Annotated in this window: 13 protein-coding genes; 8 read left to right on the top strand and 5 right to left on the bottom strand. The window is 30.1% G+C overall.

Features of this window, described 5'->3' with window-relative positions:
- Window positions 1-147: 147 nt before the first annotated feature.
- The 5 genes from KO506_RS04745 to KO506_RS04725 form a co-directional block, all read right to left on the bottom strand.
- Window positions 148-834 (bottom strand): DUF4386 domain-containing protein, encoded by a 687-nt coding sequence (locus tag KO506_RS04745; RefSeq protein ID WP_215993732.1) that lies wholly within the window; start codon window positions 832-834, stop codon window positions 148-150.
- Window positions 835-939: 105 nt separating this feature from the next.
- Window positions 940-1542, bottom strand: coding sequence for a hypothetical protein (locus KO506_RS04740; protein WP_215993731.1), 603 nt, complete (start codon window positions 1540-1542; stop codon window positions 940-942).
- Between the two features lie 57 nt (window positions 1543-1599).
- Window positions 1600-2088, bottom strand: coding sequence for a thioredoxin family protein (locus KO506_RS04735; RefSeq protein WP_215993730.1), 489 nt, complete (start codon window positions 2086-2088; stop codon window positions 1600-1602).
- A gap of 142 nt (window positions 2089-2230) precedes the next feature.
- Window positions 2231-3304, bottom strand: a complete 1074-nt coding sequence (locus KO506_RS04730; RefSeq protein ID WP_215993729.1) for an acyltransferase family protein — start codon at window positions 3302-3304, stop codon at window positions 2231-2233.
- Between the two features lie 12 nt (window positions 3305-3316).
- Window positions 3317-3910 (bottom strand): ankyrin repeat domain-containing protein, encoded by a 594-nt coding sequence (locus KO506_RS04725; RefSeq protein WP_215993728.1) that lies wholly within the window; start codon window positions 3908-3910, stop codon window positions 3317-3319.
- Window positions 3911-4144: 234 nt separating this feature from the next.
- On the opposite strand from KO506_RS04725, the gene KO506_RS04720 reads away from it, so the two are divergent.
- The 8 genes from KO506_RS04720 (at window position 4145) to KO506_RS04685 (ending at window position 22760) form a co-directional block, all read left to right on the top strand.
- Entirely contained in the window at window positions 4145-6244 is a 2100-nt protein-coding gene (locus KO506_RS04720) for a helix-turn-helix domain-containing protein (RefSeq protein WP_215993727.1), read from the top strand.
- A gap of 375 nt (window positions 6245-6619) precedes the next feature.
- Window positions 6620-9403 (top strand): helix-turn-helix and ligand-binding sensor domain-containing protein, encoded by a 2784-nt coding sequence (locus KO506_RS04715; protein WP_252726783.1) that lies wholly within the window; start codon window positions 6620-6622, stop codon window positions 9401-9403.
- Window positions 9404-9622: 219 nt separating this feature from the next.
- Window positions 9623-12625, top strand: coding sequence for a SusC/RagA family TonB-linked outer membrane protein (locus tag KO506_RS04710; protein WP_215993725.1), 3003 nt, complete (start codon window positions 9623-9625; stop codon window positions 12623-12625).
- Between the two features lie 10 nt (window positions 12626-12635).
- Window positions 12636-14120, top strand: a complete 1485-nt coding sequence (locus KO506_RS04705; protein ID WP_215993724.1) for a RagB/SusD family nutrient uptake outer membrane protein — start codon at window positions 12636-12638, stop codon at window positions 14118-14120.
- Between the two features lie 11 nt (window positions 14121-14131).
- The gene (locus tag KO506_RS04700) at window positions 14132-16180 is read left to right on the top strand and encodes a PKD domain-containing protein (protein WP_215993723.1); all 2049 of its coding nucleotides are present in this window, start codon (window positions 14132-14134) and stop codon (window positions 16178-16180) included.
- Between the two features lie 10 nt (window positions 16181-16190).
- Window positions 16191-17864, top strand: coding sequence for a glycoside hydrolase family 16 protein (locus KO506_RS04695; RefSeq protein ID WP_215993722.1), 1674 nt, complete (start codon window positions 16191-16193; stop codon window positions 17862-17864).
- A 99-nt stretch (window positions 17865-17963) separates the two neighbouring features.
- A complete protein-coding gene (locus tag KO506_RS04690) occupies window positions 17964-19244 on the top strand; it encodes a glycoside hydrolase family 2 TIM barrel-domain containing protein (RefSeq protein ID WP_215993721.1) in 1281 nt (426 codons plus the stop codon).
- Between the two features lie 60 nt (window positions 19245-19304).
- Complete coding sequence (locus tag KO506_RS04685; protein WP_215993720.1) at window positions 19305-22760, top strand: hypothetical protein; 3456 nt, start codon at window positions 19305-19307, stop codon at window positions 22758-22760.
- Window positions 22761-22763: the final 3 nt, after the last annotated feature.

Raw genomic sequence — 22763 nt, 5'->3', positions numbered from 1 at the left:
TGCCAACGATCTCGGCTTTGAGTAGTTTCGTGGATAAGCACTTAACATTGCAAGTCTAAATCAAACTGAAAATCCGTAAGGATTTTCAGAAGTAGGAGAGAAAAGCAATTACTTATAGCCACTGTTGTGTTCCGTTTTAATTTAATTTTACTTATAGCTAGGTCTTATGCCAAAAATTAATACATAACCAATCATCCAAAATTCACCAATGGTTGCAGGTAGAGTAAGAAATTTATTGTAGCTAAAATCAATTCCTGCGTAGTGTATAACTGTAGAAATTATATAACCTATACCACCTAAAATAATTATTCTTCCCAACCAGACAGGCAACCTTTTAGATTTGATAACTATATATCCCATTGGAAATAGCCATAACCCGAAAAATAGGCCACCAATTCCCCAAGCATTCGAAATAATATTTTGAAAGACCTGAATTAGTAAAACTTTGTCTTCCATAGCACTTATTTCAGAATTTGCAATACCTATTGCTGAGGCGATTGAAATTGCACTTATCATAATGGCTAAAGCATTTACCATTCCCCATATACCTAGAGTCCAAGCTTCCCATTCATAATTATCTTTAAATAATTTGAAAAACCAAACTGCGGTAAGTGCTTGAGAAATTACGATACCAAATTCTAATAGCAATCGAATTCTTGCTGTAGATTCTAATTCTACTAAATTTGTTAGCGTTTGTTCAGGATTACCAGACACAAATATTTGAGAATGAAAGACCATGAACCCTAGAATTCCGGTAATAGCCATCATTAAATACCATAAGCCAGTTATTCTAGCTGTCTTAATTAAATTTTTCTGTTTTGTATTTGCAATCATAGATTATTTATTTTTTTATACTAATTCTGACGCTGTAAAAGAGTAATTGTTACAGTTTTGCCTTAATGCCACACAACAATAGAATATATGGCAATAGATAAATTTTTATAACCAACTAAACCCTATACCTACATTAAAGATTACTGCATCTCTATGTGCATCACCATCTAAATTAGCACGACCCAAAACTAATTTAGACTGAACATTAAGTGCAAAGTTTTTCTTTTTGTAAATTTCATAACCTGTACTCAACATTACTGCATGACCAAAGTTCCAATCGTCATTTACATCATCCTTGATATCATAAAGTGCTGGTGAATCTATAGCTAAACCAAATCCACCATGAATCCACCATTTGTCTTTTACCCAATATTGTAAAGATGGAATTAAACCTCCAAAATTTCTGTCATTATCTTGAAATTCATAAATGTTTCCAGGCATAGATATGGTAATCGCTAATTTTTCATTTAGCATATAACCTAACTTTAGATCTGGAAAAACGAACGTTCCTTGAGATGTGTCAAAAGTTTGAATGCCTGCACTATCTTCTAAACTTATACTACCTCCACCTACTACAAATTCGAAGATAAATCCTTCTCTTTGAGTTGTTTTTTCTGAATTTGTGTTTTGTGCGTATGTTATACTAGACAATAATGCAAAGGCAAAACAAGCCATTCTTACTAAAATTTGTTTCTTGATTGTTTTCATAATTGATTGTTTTTATTATTAATTTATGTTTTTAATTAAATTGTGTTATTTCTTTTTTTACTTCTCTGTAAACCCTTTTTGCTTTTCAAGCATTTCAATGAATTTTGTTTTCCCAACCTTTCCTACAGCATAATCCATTACTTTTCCCTCTGGATTAATAAAAATTGTTGTTGGTGTAGCACCAATATTATAATGCTTTACTATATTTTTAGAACTCGGGTCATCAATATTAATCTCAACTGGAACCACTTGTAAATTAATAGATTTCATAACTTTATTATCAGCAAAAACTTCACGTTTCATAATTCTACAAGGTGAGCACCATTTCCCTGTAAAGAATATCAGGATATTTTTGTTAGAATTGATTGCAATCTCTTTTGATAATTCTATATCACTACTCCAAACCTTATCATTAGAAGGAACATAAAATGAATACCATGCATACCATAGAGAAACTACAAGAAATGTCAACCAAAAGAAACTCCAAAATGGATGAGATTTATTTTTTAATTTCTTAACATCTGAATCGATTTTTTTGTTTTTCATTTTTTGTTCTTTTATTTATTGCTTCTATGATGATTTTCTCTTTTTAAAATTAATTAGATTTCGTTTTTCTAAAGTTCTACTTTTAAAAATGGAACAAGTTTTCTAAGCAAGTAGAAGGTTGAAAGTGATATTTTATCCTTTATTAGTTATGAATTTTTTTCGTATCCACTTTCCATTTTAACCCAAATAAAGGTCTTAATACTGCAATTCTTTTTAGAATGAATTCATAGATTAGAAAACAAACTATAAAAGTGAAGACTGTAATTCCAATAAATTGTAGCATAGGATTAAGGTCTAAAGGCAAAATCAATAATGCTCCAGCATATAAAACAAACATGTGAATAATGTAAACAGGGTAAACAGCTGCACTCAAGTAGCTTAATAATGAACTTGGTTTATTAAGGTAGCTATACCCTAATCCAAAGACACCCAATATCCAAGAGTTAGATTCTATGGATGTTAAATACATGTTTGAAATTGTTTCAAATCCTGTAAAACGAATTAAAAAGAGGATCGTTGCCAAACCAATATATAACCATTTCCATTTAGAAACTGTTTGCCAAAAGGAAGTTCCAGCATAGACAAAGAGATAACCAAAAAAGAAAGCAAGAAGACCGATAAAAAAACCATGCCAGTTTTGTGCATACATTTCAAATAATTGTGGTTTTACTAAACTCACTTCTAACATAAAAAAAACAGATATTGCTAATGGTCCTAAAGCATAACTCATCATTTTTTGAATAGCTTTCTTAAATTTTCTGTTTTCATTGTTTTTTAAATAGAAGAATACAGGCGATAACAACAGCACATATACAAAAATGTTACCCAAGAACCATAAATGACCACTATCAGGAAAGTAACTTAAAGGCATATTATAATACTCCTGAAAAATATACATGTGTAAAGGAGTTATAGCAAAATAGCCGAAAACAAAAGGTAATAGAATTCTTTTACCTCTCTCTAAGAGTAATTGTTTCCAATTTCTTTTTTTCATTGCAAAATACAATCCCATTCCAGACACAAAAAACAATAGAGGTATTCTCCATACATTAAGCATTGTCATTGGTTTCCAAAGTCCTTCTAAAGTCTCTTCACTTCGTATAAATCCTATAAACATTGCCCAAGGTTGAAATATAATGGCAATATGATAAATCAATAATAACCCAATTGCAATTACTCTTAGCCAATCAATATCGTATCTTCTTTCTGTTGTCATCTTGATTTGTGTTTATTGTAACATCATTGCTACAACAGGACGTGCTTTTTGTAATTCATCAAGATCTAATGTAAACCCCATTGGTTTTAATTGCTGTATTAGCATTTCATAAATAGGCTTCATTTGAGTAAAGTCAGTCATCACAATTTCTCTAGGTGTAGCTCCAAAACTATTACGTACAGTTTTATTTGCTTTTGCATCAATTAGTAATTGTACAATTTCTATACGTCCAAAAAATGCTGCAGTATGCAAAGCTGTACCTCCATCATTATTTTTTATTGTTAAATCTGCGTCAGCATTAATCAATACTTTTGCGATTTCTGTTTTATTAAACGTAGCTGCAGACATTAATGGGGTAGAACCAGACATTGCTTCTTTTTGGTTAATATCAGTTCCTGCTTCAATATTTTGTTTTACTGCTTCTAAATTTCCAGTTAGTACAGCTGCATGAATATCCATGTTTGGTTTAGTTGCTGTTTTTGTAGTTTCTTCTGATTTGTTGGTCTCTGTCTTTTTGTTAGATTGAACACACGAACTTGTTAATAAAAGAATAAAGAATACGATTTGAATTGTTATTCTCATTGATGTAATTGTAAGTAATTTCATAATAAATATTTTAAAGATTAATAACTTTGTTTTTGTTGATACAAATATCCAACAAGAATCAAAATTCCTTTAAATCCTTATGAAGCCTAATGTGTAAAGTTTGATGATAGATTGAAAATTATGACGCAACTATATAAATTATGACGCAAACAACAGTTTTTGTTAAAGAATTTAGAATTGTAAACAGTTTCGTTTAAAATAAAAATTGATACATTTGGAATAGCACAAAACAACATGTCTCAGATCTCAAAAAAAGGAAAATTTATAGAACAAGCAGAAGTGTTTGTTTTAGAGCATATCTCTAATGAACAATTTGGAGTATCAGAATTAGCTATGCTTATGCACATGAGTCGTTCTAATTTGCTTAGAAAAATAAAAAAGGAAACTGAGTTAAGTGCAAGTCAATTTATTCGTCAAGTTCGTCTTGAAAAAGGAAAGGAATTGTTAGAAGAAACCGAACTTACTGTTTCAGAAATTTCTTATCAAGTTGGTTTTAGCAATAACTCTTATTTTATTAAATGTTTTAGAGAACAATATGGATTATCTCCTGGAGAATATAGAGTAAAACCAGTTCAAGAAACAGAAATTGAGTTTGAAGATAATCAGTCAGAAATTGTTATAGATGATATTACTGAATCCTTTTTTAAAAAATATCGTACAACAATTTTTGTAGCAGCTTTCTTTACGATTGTTGTTGCAACCTTGCTGTTTTTTAAGAATAAAACTCCAAATTCAGAAATAAAAGTCAACGAGAGTAAGAAATCGATTGCTGTTTTGCCCTTTAAAAATATGAGCAGTGATTCTACAAACTTATATTTTGTAAATGGACTTATGGAATCTGCACTTAATAATTTACAGAAAATAGAAGATTTACGAGTTATCAGTAGAACATCCGTAGAAAAATATAGAAATACCAACAAAACCGTAAAAGAGATTGCAGAAGAATTGAATGTGGCGTATTTACTAGAAGGTAGTGGCCAGCGAATTAACGATCAAGTTTTACTAAACATTCAATTAATTGATGCTTCTAAAGATACCCCAATTTGGGCGCAACAATATAATAACAAGGTTGTTGATGTATTTTCACTACAAAATACAGTTGCCAAAAAAATTGTAGATGCAATTCATGCAAAAGTAACTCCTGCAGAATTTCAGCAAATTAATAAAAAACCAACTGAAAATCTTGAGGCTTACGAATTTTATTTAAAAGGTTTAGTTCCGTTAAAAAAAGAAACCAAAGAAGGTTTAAAAGAAGCCATTGCTTTGTTTGAAAAAGCGATTGAACTAGACCCAAAATTTGCTTTGGCTTACTCAGATCTAGCAATTGCTTACTATTATTTAGATATAAACCAGAGAAAAAAACAATACACAGAAATTATTAATAATTATGCTGATAAAGCATTGCTTTATGATAACAAATCTTCTAAAAGTTTAATCGCAAAAGCATTGTATTATATAAATATTAATGAGTTTCGATTGGCAATACCACATTTAGAAAAGGCGTTAGAATACAACCCTAATTCATCTTCTGTTGTGCAAATACTTGCAGATTTGTATTCGAGAGCAATTCCAAACACAGGCAAATATCTTAAATATGCTTTAATGGGCTTACAATTAGATGTAGATTCTAATGATGCTACAGCTAAAGGGTTTATGTATTTAGCACTGAGTAATGCGCTTATTCAAAACGGATTTATAAATGAAGCGCAGAAATATATAAACTTATCTTTAGCATCAGATCCAAACAATTATTACGCTCCGTTTTTAAAAGTATTTATTGATTATGCACAGCATCAAGATTTAAACAAAGCCACAAATTCTTTAAAGAAAGAGTTTAAAAAAGACACAACACGTTTAGATTTGATGCAAGAGGTTGCAAAGTTTTACTATTTTCAAGAGAATTATGATAGTGCATTTTATTACTATGATAAATTTCAAAAAATTAGGAAAAAAAATGGACTTAATATGTATCCTCAAGAAAACTTAAAAATAGGTTTGGTGTTTGATAAAATGGGGCTGCATCAACAAGCTTTAGAATTTTATAAAACTTATGATGATTATTGTAAGAATGATCAATCTATATATAAATCAGCCAGTTTAGCTACAAAATACATTCATGAAGGCAAAAATGATTTAGCTATTGAACAATTTAAATTATTTGCAACCAAAAATAATTACCAATATTGGGTTTTATTATTTCTAGAAAAAGACCCGTTAATAAAGTCTCTACAAACACATCCTGAATATGATGAGGTAATTCAAAAAATAAGAGACAGATTTTGGGATAACCACAACCAATTAAAAGAGTCTTTAAAAGAAAACGGACTGATTTAATAGCTTTGATTTTGTAATTCAGTTTTCATTGGTTTTAATGTTTTTTAGAATTAAATTTTATCACTAAAGAACAAGATTCTACTTTTATTTTATCTTCTTAGATTGATGTTGATGATTAATAATTATTTTCAGGTAGATTTTTTTCAAGTAGATAAAAAATAATTTTCTATATCCTTTTTTTTGATTGTGAGAACACCCGTTTTTTAAGTAGTATAGCAATCATTTAAGTTGTTTAGGTTTTTTTGTATTTTTTTATTTTTAAAAATTAACTATACAAACTATGTAATACTTGTTGATTTTTGCCTATTTTACTTATTTATTTCTAATTTAGTGCCCAAACAAAATTATATTATTGTTATTATGCTTAAATCCAAAATGCTTATTCTTCTTACGTTTTTGTTTTTTATTGGTAGTGTTTTTTCGCAAGAATTACCGCCAATTAATTCTTTTAAAACTGAAGATTATGGAGGTGAAAACCAAAATTGGTCTATTTCTCAGGCAGAAAATAACTTTATATATGTTGCAAATAACAAAGGTTTATTAGAGTTTAATGGTGCAACTTGGCAGTTGTATGAAACGCCTAATGAAACCATAATGAGATCTGTAAAAGCTTATAAAAATCAAATTTTTACGGGTTTTTATATGGGGTTTGGTTTTTGGAAGAAAAATGATTTTGGAGTTTTAGAATACAAATCCATTGTTGATGCTCAAAATGTTAAAATGATAGAGGATGAGCAAATTTGGAGTATAGTTGAGTTAGATGGATGGATGGTGTTTAAGTCTTTACAAAGAATTTATTTGTATAACTTATCTAGCAAAGTAGTTAAAATTATTAATATAAAAAATAGAGTAAATAGTTTGTCTAAAGTTGAAGGCGTAATTTATTTTCATGAAAGTGGTAATGGTCTATTTAAAATTGAAAATGGATTACCAAAACTGGTTTCAGATCATAAATTTATAAAAGAAAATTTTATTGTTGATATTTTTAAAAGAGATAATAGGATTTTACTTTTAACTCAAGAAAATGGTTTTTATTTTTTAAATGATAACGCAGTAGAAAAATGGAAAATTCCTTCGGATTTCATTTTTAAAGGAAAGAAGATTTATAGTGCCAAGAAATTACACGACAATAGTTTTGCATTAGGTACAATTTCTGATGGAATTATCAATATAAATGAATTTGGAGAATTAAATTATCAAATTAATCAAAGTGTAGGTTTACTAAATAACACTGTACTTGATGTCTTTGAAGATCATGATAACAATCTTTGGTTGGGTTTAGATAAAGGTGTTAATTGTATTAATAACACATCTCCAATTAAAATATATAACGAAAAAAACGACTTTTTAGGAACTATTTATACTTCGATTATTTATAAAGGATATATTTATTTAGGTACAAATCAAGGTTTGTTTTATAGGAATGTAAATTCTAACCAACCTTTTAAATTTATAGAAAATACCCAAGGACAAGTTTGGAGTTTAAATACAATTGATGATAAACTCTTTTGTGGACATGATATAGGTACGTTCATAGTTGATAGAAATAAAGCTAAAAATATATTTAATGATACAGGTACATGGCAATTAATTAAAATTGATGAAAGTACCATTTTACAAGGTGGTTATAAAGGCTTGTATGTGCTAAAGAAACAATTTGGTTTATGGAAAGTAAGAAATAAAATTGTAGGTTTTGATAATTCTAGTAAAAGCCTAATTCTAGTAGATAAAAACAGGTTGTTTGTAAATCACGAGTATAAAGGAGTTTTTAAAATTACTTTAGATGATCGTTTATATAGAGTAGAAAATTTCGAAGTAGAACCTACAGTAGAAAAAGGAAATCATTCAAATATTGTTAATTATTTTGGTGATGTTTTATACGCTAATAAAAAAGGTGTATATAAATATGATAAATCTTCTGACTCTTTTAATAAAGATAGTATTTATAGTAAACTTCTGTCTAATGATGCTTATATATCTGGTAAATTAATTCATAATTCAGGTGATAATAAATTGTGGACATTTTCAGAGGATAAGATAAAGTATTTAAGTCCAGGTAAATTTAATGATAAACCAATAATCAATAAGATTTATATTTCTGAAACTATGCCTAAAGCAGTTTCTGGATATGAAAATATTATTCAGTTAGGTAATGAAAATTACTTAATAGGTACATCCAATGGCTATATTGTAGTAGATATAAGTAAAATAGACATTGAAAAAGATTTTGATGTATATATAAATAAAATTAATTCATTTAAAACAGATGAACCTAAGAATAATATAAGTTTAACCAAAAATAAAGAGTTCGATTTTGTAAATAATAATTTAGAGTTTTTCTATAACGTACCTTATTATAATAAAACACAAAATATAAAATACCAATATAAATTAGTGGGTTTTAATAAAGATTGGAGTCAGCCATCAACATCTAATTCAATAGCTTTTAAAAACATTTCTTTTGGTGATTATACATTTAATGTTAGGGCAATTATTGGGGGTAGAATTAGTAATAATAGTAGTTATAGTTTTAAGATTAATAAACCTTGGTATGTTTCTAATACTTTTGTTGGGCTTTATGTATCTATTTGTTTATTTGCTTTGTATTTAGTGCATGTTTTTTCTAAAAGATACTATAGAAAGCAAAGAGAAGAGTTAATAGAAAAAAATAAAAAGGAATCAGAATTAAAAGAATTAGAAAGTTCTAAAGAAATTATCAAATTAAATAACGATAAGTTAAGAAGTGATATTGAAAGTAAAAATAGAGAATTAGCAACATCTACAATGAATATCATAAAAAAGAATGAGTTTTTAAATACAATAAAAACCGAACTTGTTAATGGTGGGCAGAAGAGTATTACTAAAGTTGTAAATATTATTAATAAGAATTTAAATAATACAGATGATTGGAAAATGTTTCAAGAAGCATTTAATAATGCTGATAAAAAATTCTTAAAAAAAGTAAAAGATAAGCACCCAAATTTAACTCCAAACGATTTAAGACTTTGTGCTTATTTAAGACTTAATTTATCTTCTAAAGAAATAGCACCTTTATTAAATATATCTCCTAGAAGTGTAGAGGTTAAAAGATATAGACTAAGAAAAAAGATGGAATTACCTCATGATTCTAACTTAACAAACTACATTTTAGAAATTTAATACCCAAACACTTTTGTTTTTAACCCAAACAATACCACAACATTGATAATTTTGTATTGTTTTGGGTTAATTAATTACATAATGTAACCCTACTGTTTATTGGGTTTTCTGTATTATTTACTTGTATTTTTTGTGATGTATGTTTTTTGTTGTGGTTGTATTTGTGAATTAACTAAAATTTAACTTTAATTTTATGACAAACTATAAACATATTAATTGATGAGAAAAAAAGTCATACTGTTACTCCTTTTACTGGTAGCTTTTTGTGTAAAAGCACAAACAATAAATGTAAAGGGTGTTGTAAAAGATGCTAAGTCTGGTGATTTATTGCCAGGAGTTAGTATAATAATTAAAGGAACAACTATTGGAACTGAAACTGATTTTGATGGGCAATTTAGTCTGTCTAATGTAAAAGAAGGTGCAACTTTAGTCTTTAATTATTTGGGGTTCTCCCAAAAAGAAGTGATCGTAAATCAACAAGTTATTAATATTTCATTAGAAGAGTCAGCAGAAGCTTTAGATGAAATTGTAGTTGTTGGTTATGGAAGACAAAAGAGAAAAGATGTTACTGGTTCTGTTTCTATTGTTGGTGAAGAAACTTTAGAGGTTTTAAAACCTATAGATGCCACAACAGCTTTACAAGGTACAACTTCTGGTGTTGCTGTTAACTTATCTTCTGGTGCTCCAGGTGCAAAAGTTAATATTTTAATTAGAGGTGTAAGTTCAAACACAAATAATCAGCCATTAACAATTGTAGATGGTTATGAAGGTGATTTAAATAGTATAAACCCAAATGATATCGAATCAATTACTGTATTAAAAGATGCACAAGCAGCTATTTATGGTATAAAAGGTGCAAATGGTGTTGTTTTAGTAACTACTAAAATTGGTAGTAAAAACAAAAAAGCTACTGTAAAGTACGATACTTATGCAGCCATTCAGCAAACAACAAAAAGATTAGATTACTTAAATGCAACAGAATATGCTTTAGTTTTAAACGAAGCTTATGCTGCTAGTGGTCAATCATTACCATTTAGTAATGTTAGTCAATTAGGTACAGGTACAGATTGGCAAGACCAATTATTTAATAATGCTTTATTAATGAACCATAACATTAGTTTGTCTGGTGGTGGAGAGAATGTAAAGTATTTTGTAAGTGCTTCTCGTACAGAACAAGATGGTATTATTGCCAAAGATAAATCTAACTTTGTAAGAAATAACATCAAATTAAATTTAGGTGTAGATATAAGTAAAAAATTAAATTTCTCTTTAATTGCTAATTATTTTACTAGTGCTTCTCAAGGTTTTGATGGTTCTTTATTGTTTAACGGATTGAATTATGCACCTACTTATGGTGTAGATCAAGATGATACAAATAACTTTTTGGGTATTGAGGTAGTAAATCCTTTATCGTTATTAAGTAATACTTATGGTGAAAATAATGGAAATGGAATTGAAGGTAACTTTAAATTAGAATATAAACCAATAGAAGGTTTAAATGTAGTATCTAGAGTTGGTTATAAAATCTATAACGAAAAACAAAGATCTTTTACACCAATTCAAGATTATGGATCAAGTAAGGTTTATAATCAAACACAAAGTTCTGTTTATCAATTTAAAGCAACTTCTACAAGAGTGCTTTGGGAAACATTCGCAACATATAACAAAACATTCGCAGAAGACCATAATGCTAGTTTTACAGCAGGTACAAGTGTTCAAAACGATTTGTTTGATGGTATTTATGCAACAGGTTTTGATGTACCTAATAATTCTTACGAGTTTGCAGACATCAGTTTAACCAATTCTCAAAGCGAACAAAGAAGTATCAATACTGGTAATGGCGATGTTAGATTAACTTCATTTTTTGGTAGAGCTCAATACGATTATAAAGGTAAATACTTATTCTCTGGTTTAATAAGAAGAGATGGAGCTTCTGTTTTTGCTGATGATCAAAGAGTAGATAACTTTTGGTCTGTAACTACAGGTTGGAAAATTTCTGACGAAAACTTTTTAAAAGATAGCGAAACTATTTCTTTCTTAAAATTAAGAGCAAGTTATGGTACACTTGGTAATTTAGTTGGAGATAATTTATATAGATCTCTTTTAGATGGAGAAGGTACTTATGTTTTTGATGGTGCTTTAGTAGATGGTACAGCTCAAGGAGGTTTACCAAATCCATTAGCAACTTGGGAAACAGCAGAAAAGTTAGATATTGGTTTAGATGTTAATTTATTTGATGACAGATTATCTATTGTTGCAGATTATTTCGAAGAAACAAGAAAAGACTTATTAATCGAAAACTTCCCAGTTTCAGGTTTATTAGGATCTGGTGCTGCTGGTGGTGCAAATCCAACAGTAAATGCAGGTACTTCTAAAAATACTGGTGCTGAATTGGCAATTAACTACAAAGCAATTGCATCAGAAGATTTAAATTTAAATTTAGCATATAACGTAACTTATGTAAAAAACAGAGTAACAGATGTTTTAGATGGTGCTTTTGTAGAAGGAGGAACATTTGCAATTGGTAATTTATCACCATCAAGAATGGAAGTTGGGCAGCCAATTGGTTATTTCTATGGTTTAGTTACTGACGGACTTTTTCAAACACAAGCAGAAGTAGATGCTCATCCTTCTCAATCTGGTTTAGGTGCTTCAAGTACTTCTCCTGGAGATATCAGATATAAAGATACCAATAATGATGGAGTTGTAGATTTTGATGATAGAGTAAATATTGGTAATCCTCAAGCAGATTTTTATATGGGCTTTAATATATCAGCAAAATATAAAAATTGGGACTTTACTACTTATTTATATGCAGAAATTGGTAAAGATATGGTTAGAAACTTCGAGCGTTTTTTACCAAATGTTAACAAACCTGCTTATTATTTAGATAGATGGACAGGTGCTGGAACAAGTAACTCTGTACCAAGACTTACAAACGATGCTACAAACAATAAGTTATTCTCAGATTTCTTTGTAGAAGATGCTTCTTTTTTACGTATGCAAAACATTCAAGTTGGTTATAATTTTAATTCAGAATTATTAGAAAGAGTTGGGTTATCTAAATTAAGATTATATACATCTATTAATAATTTATTCACTTTAACAGAGTATACAGGTTTTGATCCATCTATAAATGGTGGTGCAATAGGTGCTGGTATTGATTCTGGTAACTACCCATCAGCAAGACAGTTCTTATTAGGTTTAAATGTTACATTTTAAAATATAAAAGATGAGAAATTACAACAATAAAATAAAATTAGGAATCATCTTTATGGCAAGCTTATTCATTTTAAGCGCTTGTTCAGATGAATACTTAGACAATTCTAAAATTTACGCAGAAGATTCTGAATCATTTTTTAATTCAGAAACAGATTATTACAACGCATTAGTTGCAGCTTACGATCCTTTACAATCAACATTTATTAATGTTTTAATGGGCGAAATTGCTTCTAATAACACACTTTGTGGTGGTGAGAGTGCAACAGACGTTCCTGGTTATCAGCAAATAGATGATATGACACATTCACCTGTAAACGCACAACTTCAAAATCTTTGGAGCTGGATGTTTGGTGGTGTAAATAGAGCAGCATATATCATAGAATTTCAAGATAAAACCGATTTTACTGGTAAAGAAATTATCATTGCAGAAGCTCGTTTTTTAAGAGCATATTACAACTTTGAGTTGGTAAAATGGTTTGGAGATATTCCAATTAAAGCAGAAGGACGTTTTGTTTTGGGTGATGAAAAAACAATTCCTAGATCTCCAACTTCGGATGTTTACGCGCTAATAGAACAAGATTTAGAATATGCAGTAGCAAATTTAAACTACACAGCACCACAAACTGGTAGAGCTACAAAAGGTTCTGCACAAGCTTTATTGGGTAAAGTATATTTATATCAAGATAAGTTTGATGAGTCTGCTGCTGTTTTAGAAAACTTAATTCAAAATGGAGGCTATGTCTTAGAGTCTGATTATAGTACAATTTTCGAATTTGCTGGTGAAAACGGATCAGGAGCAGTTTTTGAAGTACAATATACTGATATAGAAGGTGCAGGTTTTGAATGTTTACAATGTAGTGAAGGTAATGTAGCAGTAGGTTTTCAAGGAGTAAGAGGTTATGATGGAGATTTGTTTACATCAGGTTTTAGTTTTAATGTACCAACACAAGAAGTTGTAGATGAGTTTGAAACTGGAGATAATCGTAAAGAGGTTGCTATTTTAGATATCGAAGCTTGGTCTGCATCAACAGGTGCTGCTTTTACAACAGGTTATGAGCATACAGGTTATTTTAATAGAAAGTATTTACCTAGAAAAAGAAGTGGAGATGCAGCAGGAGATTTAAACCTTACAAACCCTAATAATTACAGAGCAATTCGTTATGCAGATGTTTTATTAATGGCTGCAGAAGCTTACAATAGAAAATCGAGTTCAGATGATGTTAAAGCAAAAATCTACCTAAATATGGTAAGAGAAAGAGCTTTTGGTAATTCAGATAATAACATTACAACAACTGGTACTAACTTAACAGCTGCAATCTATAAAGAAAGAAGAGTAGAATTAGTTGGTGAAGGACATCAATTTTTTGACTTGGTAAGAACAGGAAGAGGAATTCAGATTCCTGGTTTTACAACAGGTAAAAATGAAGTGTTTCCTATTCCTTTAGAAGAAATACAGTTTTCTCAAGGAAATTGGTCGCAAAATGATAATTATTAATTTTTAGAAGTATGAAAAAACTGAAAACAATATACAAAGCATTAATTATATTATTAATGATTAATGCATGTACAGAAGATGATAGAAGTTTAGACTTCTTAGATAATATTGCAGCACCAGCAAACGTGGCTGCAGCATACAGTGTAACACAAGATAATTCTGGTTTAGTAACAATTACACCAACTGCAGATGGAGCAATTTCTTTTGATATTACTTTTGGAGATGGAACAGCTGAGTCAGAAAGTATGGAAGCAGGGCAAAGTGTTCAACACACTTATGAAGAAGGTACTTATCAGGTTACAATTGAAGCATATAATACAAATGGAGATTCAACAGTAGCAACTCAAGAATTGGTAGTATCATTTCAAGCTCCACAAAATTTAGAGGTAACTTTAGAAAATGATAGCTCTAAATCTAAGCAAGTTAATGTTACAGCAACAGCAGAATTTGCAACTACTTTCGAGTTTTATTCTGGAGAAACAGGAGTAGATCAGCCAGTAGCAACTGCAAATATTGGCGAAGCTATTGCTTATCAATATGCAACTGCAGGTACTTATGTTGTAAAAGTAGTAGCAAAAGGTGCTGCAGCAGAAACAGCAGAATTTTCAACAGATTTCGAAGTAACAGAAATCTTAGCACCAACAAATGCTGCAATTACACCTCCTAGTAGAGATGCAGCAGATGTAGTCTCAATTTTTAGTGATGCATATACAAATGTTACTTTAAACGAATTACCTACAGATTGGTCTTTATCAAGTTTTGAAGCAACAACTATAAATGGTAATAATGTTTGGTTGTTAACAAACTTAGATTTTTTAGGTATGGTAACCAATTATGATGCAGGTATAGATGTTTCATCTATGGAAAAATTACATATTGATTATTGGGTGCCAGAAGGAGTAGAGAACGAGTTAATTGTAAAAATTGTAAATACTGTAGATGGTGGAGAAGATGTAGAATCTTTAGGTGCAACAGTTGGTGGTTCTTGGCAAAGTATAGATTTAGATATGACTGGTTTTGATGGTGGAAATCTTGCTAACAAGACTAAAATTACTCAGATTTTAATTGATGCAGTAGATACAGAAGGAGTTGTTTATGTAGATAACTTTTATTTCTATAAAGAAAGTACAACACCAGTTTCTGGAGTAACACCAATTACTTTTGAGACAGATTATGAATTAAGTTCTTTTGATGGTGGTGCAGCTTCTGTAATAGCAAACCCAGATACAAATGGTAATACATCATCTTCAGTTTTAGAATTGGTAAAAAATGCGGGTCAGCCATGGGCAGGATCTAAAATTACAATTCCTACTACTTTCGATGTTTCTAATACAACAGTAACAGCAAAAGTATGGTCTCCAAGAGCAGGTTTAAATTTATTATTAAAATTTGAAGATGCTACACCTTGGCCAAATACAGTTGCTTCAGCAGAAATTACAGCAACAACAACAGGTGCAAACGCTTGGGAAGAATTAACATTCGATTTTTCAGGAATAAGTACTACTGTAGACTTTAATAATTTAGTTTTAATTATGGATAATGGTACAGAAGGAGATGGTTCAGCTAATTATACTATTTATTTAGATGATATTTCTTCTACACCTATTTTAGATTTTGAACCAGATTTTGAACTAAGTTCTTTTGATGGTGGTGCAATTTCTGTAATAGCAAATCCAGATACTAATGGTAACACTTCTGCTATGGTTGCAGAATTGGTAAAAAATGCAGGTCAACCTTGGGCAGGTTCTAAAATAACAGTGCCTTCTCCATTTACTTTTACAAATGGTACAAGTGTTAAAGTAAAGGTTTGGTCTCCAAGAGCAGGTTTAAATTTACTACTAAAATTTGAAGATGCTACAGCTTGGCCAAATACAATTGCATCAGCAGAAATTACTGCAACTACAACCACAGCAAATGCTTGGGAAGAGTTAACGTTCGATTTTTCTGGAATAAGTACGTCAATAGATTTTACAAACTTAGTTTTAATTATGGATAATGGTACAGAAGGCGATGGTTCTGCTAACTACACTATTTATCTAGATGATATATCACAATTTTAAAATATTAAATATGAAAAAACTTAAAAATATTTATATAGTTCTATTTTCTATGTTAATGGTCTTTTTTGGCTGTCAAGAAGATAACTATAATTTCGGTGAAATTGTAACACCAACAAATATTGTAATTACTGCAGAAATTGTTGGTCAAGATACGAGTAATCCAGATTTAGAATATGGAGATGGTAGTGGAACAGTAAATTTTACAGCTGTTTCAGAGAACGCATCATCTTATGTGTTTTATTTTGATGGAGTTGCAGATAAATCTCCATCTGGTCAGTTAACAAAAAGGTTTTCTAAAGTAGGTGTAAATACATATACAGTTGTTGTAAAAGCAAATGGTACAGGTGGTTTATCATCAACAGAAACTTTAGAAGTTGAGGTTTTTAGTTCATTTACAGATGAAGAAGCAGAAAACTTTTTAAGTGGTGCAAACATTGGCGATAGCAAAAAATGGTATTGGCAAGCAGATAAAGATGTGCACGTTGGTTTAGGTCCTGTTACTGATGATTATGGAAATGGAGAATTTGCATATGAAGCTTGGTGGAATGGAATTAAAGCTTGGGATGATGAAAAAAGCTGTATGTACGATAATGAGTTTGTGTTTACAAGAACTGCAAACGGACTTACATTTGAGCAAACTGTTGGACCAGCATTTGTACCTGGTACTTATGCAGATGTTTTAGGTGTTGCTGGTGACACTTGTCAAGATGAAACAGTTGCAACTTCTATGTTTGGTGTTAAAAATGTGTCATTTGGGCCATCAACATCAAAAGCAGCAACAGAAGGTTCTTATAATAATGAGCCTTATAGAGGTACAAGTTTCGAAATCTCTGAAGGAGGTTTTATGGGGTGGTTAGTTGGTTCTAGCACTTATGATATTATTTCTGTTACGAATGATGAGTTAATTGTTAGAATTATTCAAGATGGAGATGGTTTTGCTTGGTATCATAAATTTACATCAACAAAACCTGTAGAAGGTGTTGTAAGTTATACCTACAATAATTTAGTTTGGGAAGACGATTTTAATACAGATGGTACACCAGATGCTGCTAATTGGACCTACGATTTAGGTGCTGGTGGTTGGGGTAATAACGAATTACAAACTTATACAGATAATGCAGAAAATGCAAAAGTAGAAGGGGGTTCTTTAATTATTACTGCTAAAGCTGATGGTAGTGGAGGTTATACATCTGCAAGATTAAAATCTCAAGGATTACGTAAATTTACCTATGGTAGAATAGAAGTTAATGCAAAATTACCTGCATCTCAAGGTACTTGGCCTGCAATTTGGATGTTGGGTTCTAATTTTCCTGATGTTGGCTGGCCAAAATGTGGAGAAATTGATATTATGGAACAAACAGGAAGTGATAAAAATACCACTTTAGGTACTTGTCATTGGTTTGATGAAGCAAGTCAATCTAAAGCAGATTATGGTACAACAACTACAGTTGCAAATGTAGATTCTGAGTTTCATTTGTATACGTTAGAATGGACAGATGCATCAATAAAAATTTATGTAGATGGTGTTTCTTTCTATGAATTAACAAATAGTTCAGATTTACCTTTTAATGCAGATTTCTTTTTAATTCTTAACATAGCAATGGGTGGTACTCTTGGTGGTACAGTAGATGCTGGGTTTACAGAAGATACAATGGAAATAGATTACGTAAAAGTTTATCAATAATATTTTTATTTTAATTGGTTTAAATAAGGTCAGTTTAGATTGGCTGGCCTTATTTTTTTATTCTTAATTCAGTTTTAGATTTTTTAAAATTCAAAATTTATGAAAACTCTTTTTATAGCTTTATTTAGTATTTTACTAACCTTAAACTCTTGCGCACAAAAAGATAATGTTACTGTTGTAAGCAATGAACAAGGCGTAAAGTTAAAGGTTAATGGGAAAGATTTTTTTATAAATGGTATGAATTGGGATTACTTTCCAATAGGCAAAAATTTCGAATACAGCCTTTGGAATCAATCAGAAGATTTTATAGAAAAAGCATTGGAATCAGAAATGAGTTTATTGCAAAAAATGGGAGTAAATACAATTCGTGTGTATTCAGGTATTCCATCAAAATGGATTACGCATATCTATAAAAACTACGGAATTTACACAATGTTAAATCACTCTTTTGGTAGATATGGCAATACAATAAATAACCAATGGATTCCTGTTACAGATTACAGAAACCCAGAAACTCAAAAAGGTTTATTATCAGAAGTTACTAATATGGCTAAGGCTTATAAAGATACTCCAGGATTACTTTTATTTCTTTTAGGGAATGAGAATAATTATGGACTTTTTTGGGCAGGCTCAGAAACAGAAGACTTTCCTGATGATGAAAATCAAAAAAGAGAAATGGGCGAAAAAAGAGGAAGACCTATGTACAAGCTCTTTAATGAAGCTGCAAAATTGATGAAAGCAATAGACAAAAATCATCCAGTTGCAGTTTGTAATGGCGATTTATTATTTGCAGATATGTTTGCAGACGAATGCAAAGATGTAGACATTTTTGGTACAAACATGTATAGAGGTAAATCTTTTGGAGATGCTTTTATAGGAGTAAAAAAAGAAATTAATAAACCTATTCTTTTTACAGAATTTGGTGCAGATGCATTTAATGCAAAAACCAATGAAGAAGATCAAAAAATGCAAGCTTATTTTATGATTGAAAATTGGAAAGAAATTTATTTAAATGCAGCAAACTTAGGTAATGCAAATAATTCAATTGGCGGATTTACATTTCAATTTAGTGATGGTTGGTGGAAATATGGCCAAACTAAAAACTTAGAAATTCATGATAATAATGCTTCATGGTCTAGTGCAGGTTATCATTTCGATTTTACAGAAGGTAGCCAAAACATGAACGAAGAATGGTTTGGAATCTGTGCAAAAGAAACTCCAGATCAAGAAGGTTTTTATGTGTTAAAGCCAAGAGTGGCTTATTATGCAATTCAAGAAATACATCAACTAAATCCTTATAAAAAAGGACTTACAAAAGAGTTTATATCAAACTATTTTAAAAATATTCAGGCAAAACATACTGGTTTAATTAAAGAGTAAAAACAAATATCGATAGCCTAAAAATTATCAACAGAAAAAATCAATATAATAAAGAAAAAAATGAGCAAAACTGTTTCTTACAAAGACAATGTAAACTCGAATCCTAATACAGCTATAACAGGAGAGTTGGTAACTTTAGAAAACGAATCTTACTATAAAATATCTAATAGTCATACAATGCGTCCTTTTTTTATGACGATTGTTTCAGACTCAAATCACTGGATGTTTATTTCTAGTAATGGAGGTTTAACAGCCGGAAGAAAAAATGCAGAATACGCAATTTTTCCATATTACACAGACGATAAAATTACAGAACTTGCAGAAACTACAGGTTGTAAAACAATTTTTAGAATTGCTAAAAATGATAAAACTGTTTTATGGGAACCTTTTTCTGAAAGACAAGCAGGTTTGTATAACATCACCAGAAATGTTTACAAAAACGAATATGGAAACAAGGTAATTTTCGAAGAAATTAACGAAGATTTAAACCTAACTTTTAAATATCAATGGAATTCTTCTGATGAATTTGGTTTTGTAAGAAAAGCAAGTTTAATCAATAATGCTGATGAAAATCTGGATATTTCTATTTTAGACGGATTTCAAGACATCATTCCTTATGGTGTAGGTTCAGACATACAAGGTATTAGAAGTAATTTGGTTGATGCTTATAAAAAATGCGAATTAGAAGCAGACGCAGGTTTAGGTATTTATGCTTTAAGTGCTATTATTGTTGATAAAGCAGAACCAAGTGAAGCCTTAAAAGCCAATTTAGTTTGGTCTTTAGGCTTAAAAAATCCAACCTATTTATTATCATCTTTACAAGTAAATAACTTTAGAAGAGGTGTACAACTTCAGCAAGAAGTGGATATGAAAGCAGAAAAAGGCGCATATCTTATAAATGCTGATATTCATTTAGCTGGTAATTCAGAAAAAAAATGGTTACAAGTTGCTAATGTAAATCAAACAGTCGCAGATGTTACTCGTATTTCTGAGTTGATTAAAACCAATGATAGTTTAGAAGAACTATTGCAAACCAATATTGAAGAGGGTACAAAAAATTTAATCAATTTAGTTGCAGCTTCAGATGGTTTACAACTTTCTAATGATCCATTAATCAATACAAGACATTTTTCTAACACACTTTTCAATATTATGAGAGGTGGTATTTTTGACGATAATTATACCATAGAAAAAGACGATTTTACAACCTATTTATCAAAAGCAAACAAGCAATTATTTGCAGCTAAAAAAGAATCTTTAGCAAATTTACCAGAAAAATTTACGCTAACTTTTATTAAAAATTTGGCAGAAAACGATGCTGATAAGGATTTTAAACGTTTATGTTTAGAATATTTACCATTAAAATTTAGTAGAAGACATGGAGATCCAAGTAGACCTTGGAACAAGTTTTCTATCAATACAAAAAGTGAAATTGACGGTTCTAAAATCTTAGATTACGAAGGGAATTGGAGAGACATTTTCCAAAACTGGGAAACTCTTGCACATTCATATCCTCAATTTATTGAGAGTATGATTCACAAGTTTTTAAACGCCACTACTTTTGAGGGTTACAATCCTTACAGAGTTACAAAAGGTGGTTTTGATTGGGAAGTAATAGAAGAACACGATCCTTGGTCTTACATTGGTTATTGGGGAGATCATCAGATAATTTACTTGCTAAAATTCTTAGAGTTTATAGAAAAACATTATCCGTCTAAACTAGCAGAATTATTTAATGATGATATTTTTGTGTACGCAAATGTGCCTTACATTATAAAACCGTATGCAGATATTTTAAAGAATCCAAAAGACACTATTGATTTTGATTATCAATTAAATGCAAAAATTGATGAAAAAAGAGCAGAAATTGGTGCTGATGGTGCTTTAATTTCAGATATAAACAACAAGGTTCATAAGGTTAATTTAATAGAAAAACTTTTGGTTACAGTTTTAGCTAAAGTATCAAACTTTATTCCAGAAGGTGGTATTTGGTTAAATACGCAAAGACCAGAATGGAATGACGCCAATAACGCTTTAGTGGGTAATGGAGTGTCTATGGTTACCTTAAATTACCTAAGAAGATTTATTAATTTCTTTGAAGGAATTGTCGCAAATGCGGATGTAAACGAAGTACAAATTTCTGATGAAGTAGCTATTTTATTTGCAGAAATTGTAGAAACTTTAGAAAATAATGAAGCTATTTTATCTAGAAAAGTTACAGATAAAGAAAGAAAAACGGTTTTAGATGGTTTAGGAAATCCTGCAAGCGAGTATAGAACTACGATTTATAAAAACGGATTTTCATCAAACAAAACCACAATTTCTAAAAGTGCATTAACACACTTTTTAGAAATTACTAAAAGTTATTTAGAGCATAGTATTAGAGCAAACAAACGTGCAGATAACATGTACCATGCTTATAATTTAATGACAATAGAAAATGATGAAGAGGTTTCAATTTCGTATTTATCAGAAATGTTAGAAGGGCAAGTTGCAGCTTTAAGTTCTGGTTATTTATCGCCAAAAGAAGCCTTAGATTTATTAGATGGTTTAAAAGCATCTGCGTTGTTTAGACCAGATCAATACAGTTATATTTTATATCCGAATAAAGATTTACCAAGATTTACACAGAAGAATAATATTGCTGCAAATCAAGTTGAAAGCTCAAAGTTATTACAACAATTAATTGCTGATAATAATACAGAAATTATTGAAAAAGACGTTTTAGGGAACTATCATTTTAATGGAAATTTCAACAATGCAAATAGTGTAAAAGCTGCTTTAGCAAATTTATCAGAAGAATATTCTTCTTTAATTTCTGAGGATGAAAATACAGTATTATCAATTTTCGAAGCCATTTTCGATCATAAATCATTTACAGGTCGTTCAGGAACTTTCTTTGGTTACGAAGGATTAGGTTCTATTTATTGGCATATGGTTTCTAAGCTGTTATTAGCAGTTCAAGAAAATTGTCTGTTGGCTGTAAAACTTGGCGAAAGTGAAAATGTAATTGGTAAGTTATTAGACCATTATTACGAAATAAATGCAGGTGTTGGTGTGCACAAATCACCAGAATTGTATGGAGCTTTTCCAACAGATGCTTATTCTCATACACCAGCAACCAAAGGAGCACAACAACCAGGAATGACAGGTCAAGTAAAAGAAGATTTACTAAGTAGATTTGGCGAATTGGGTGTGTTTGTGCAAGAAGGTAATGTTGGTTTTAATCCAAGATTATTAAAAGATTCAGAATTTTTAAAAGAGGCTAAAGCATTTAACTACATAAATATAAATAGCGAAAAAGCCTCTCTAAAGATTGCTGAAAATCAGTTGGCATTTACGTATTGCCAAGTACCAATTATTTACAATTTATCTGATAAAAATGAAATTGAAGTAGTTTTAAATGATGATAAAAAAGTCGGTTTTAATAGTTTGGTTTTAGACAAAGAAATAAGTACAAAAATGTTCGATAGAACAAATGAAATCAATCATATAAAAGTTTCGATAGTTAAATAATTT

Source organism: Polaribacter vadi (genome assembly GCF_018861005.1).
Lineage (GTDB): Bacteria > Bacteroidota > Bacteroidia > Flavobacteriales > Flavobacteriaceae > Polaribacter > Polaribacter vadi_A.
This window is presented reverse-complemented; position numbering and strand designations above follow the sequence as displayed.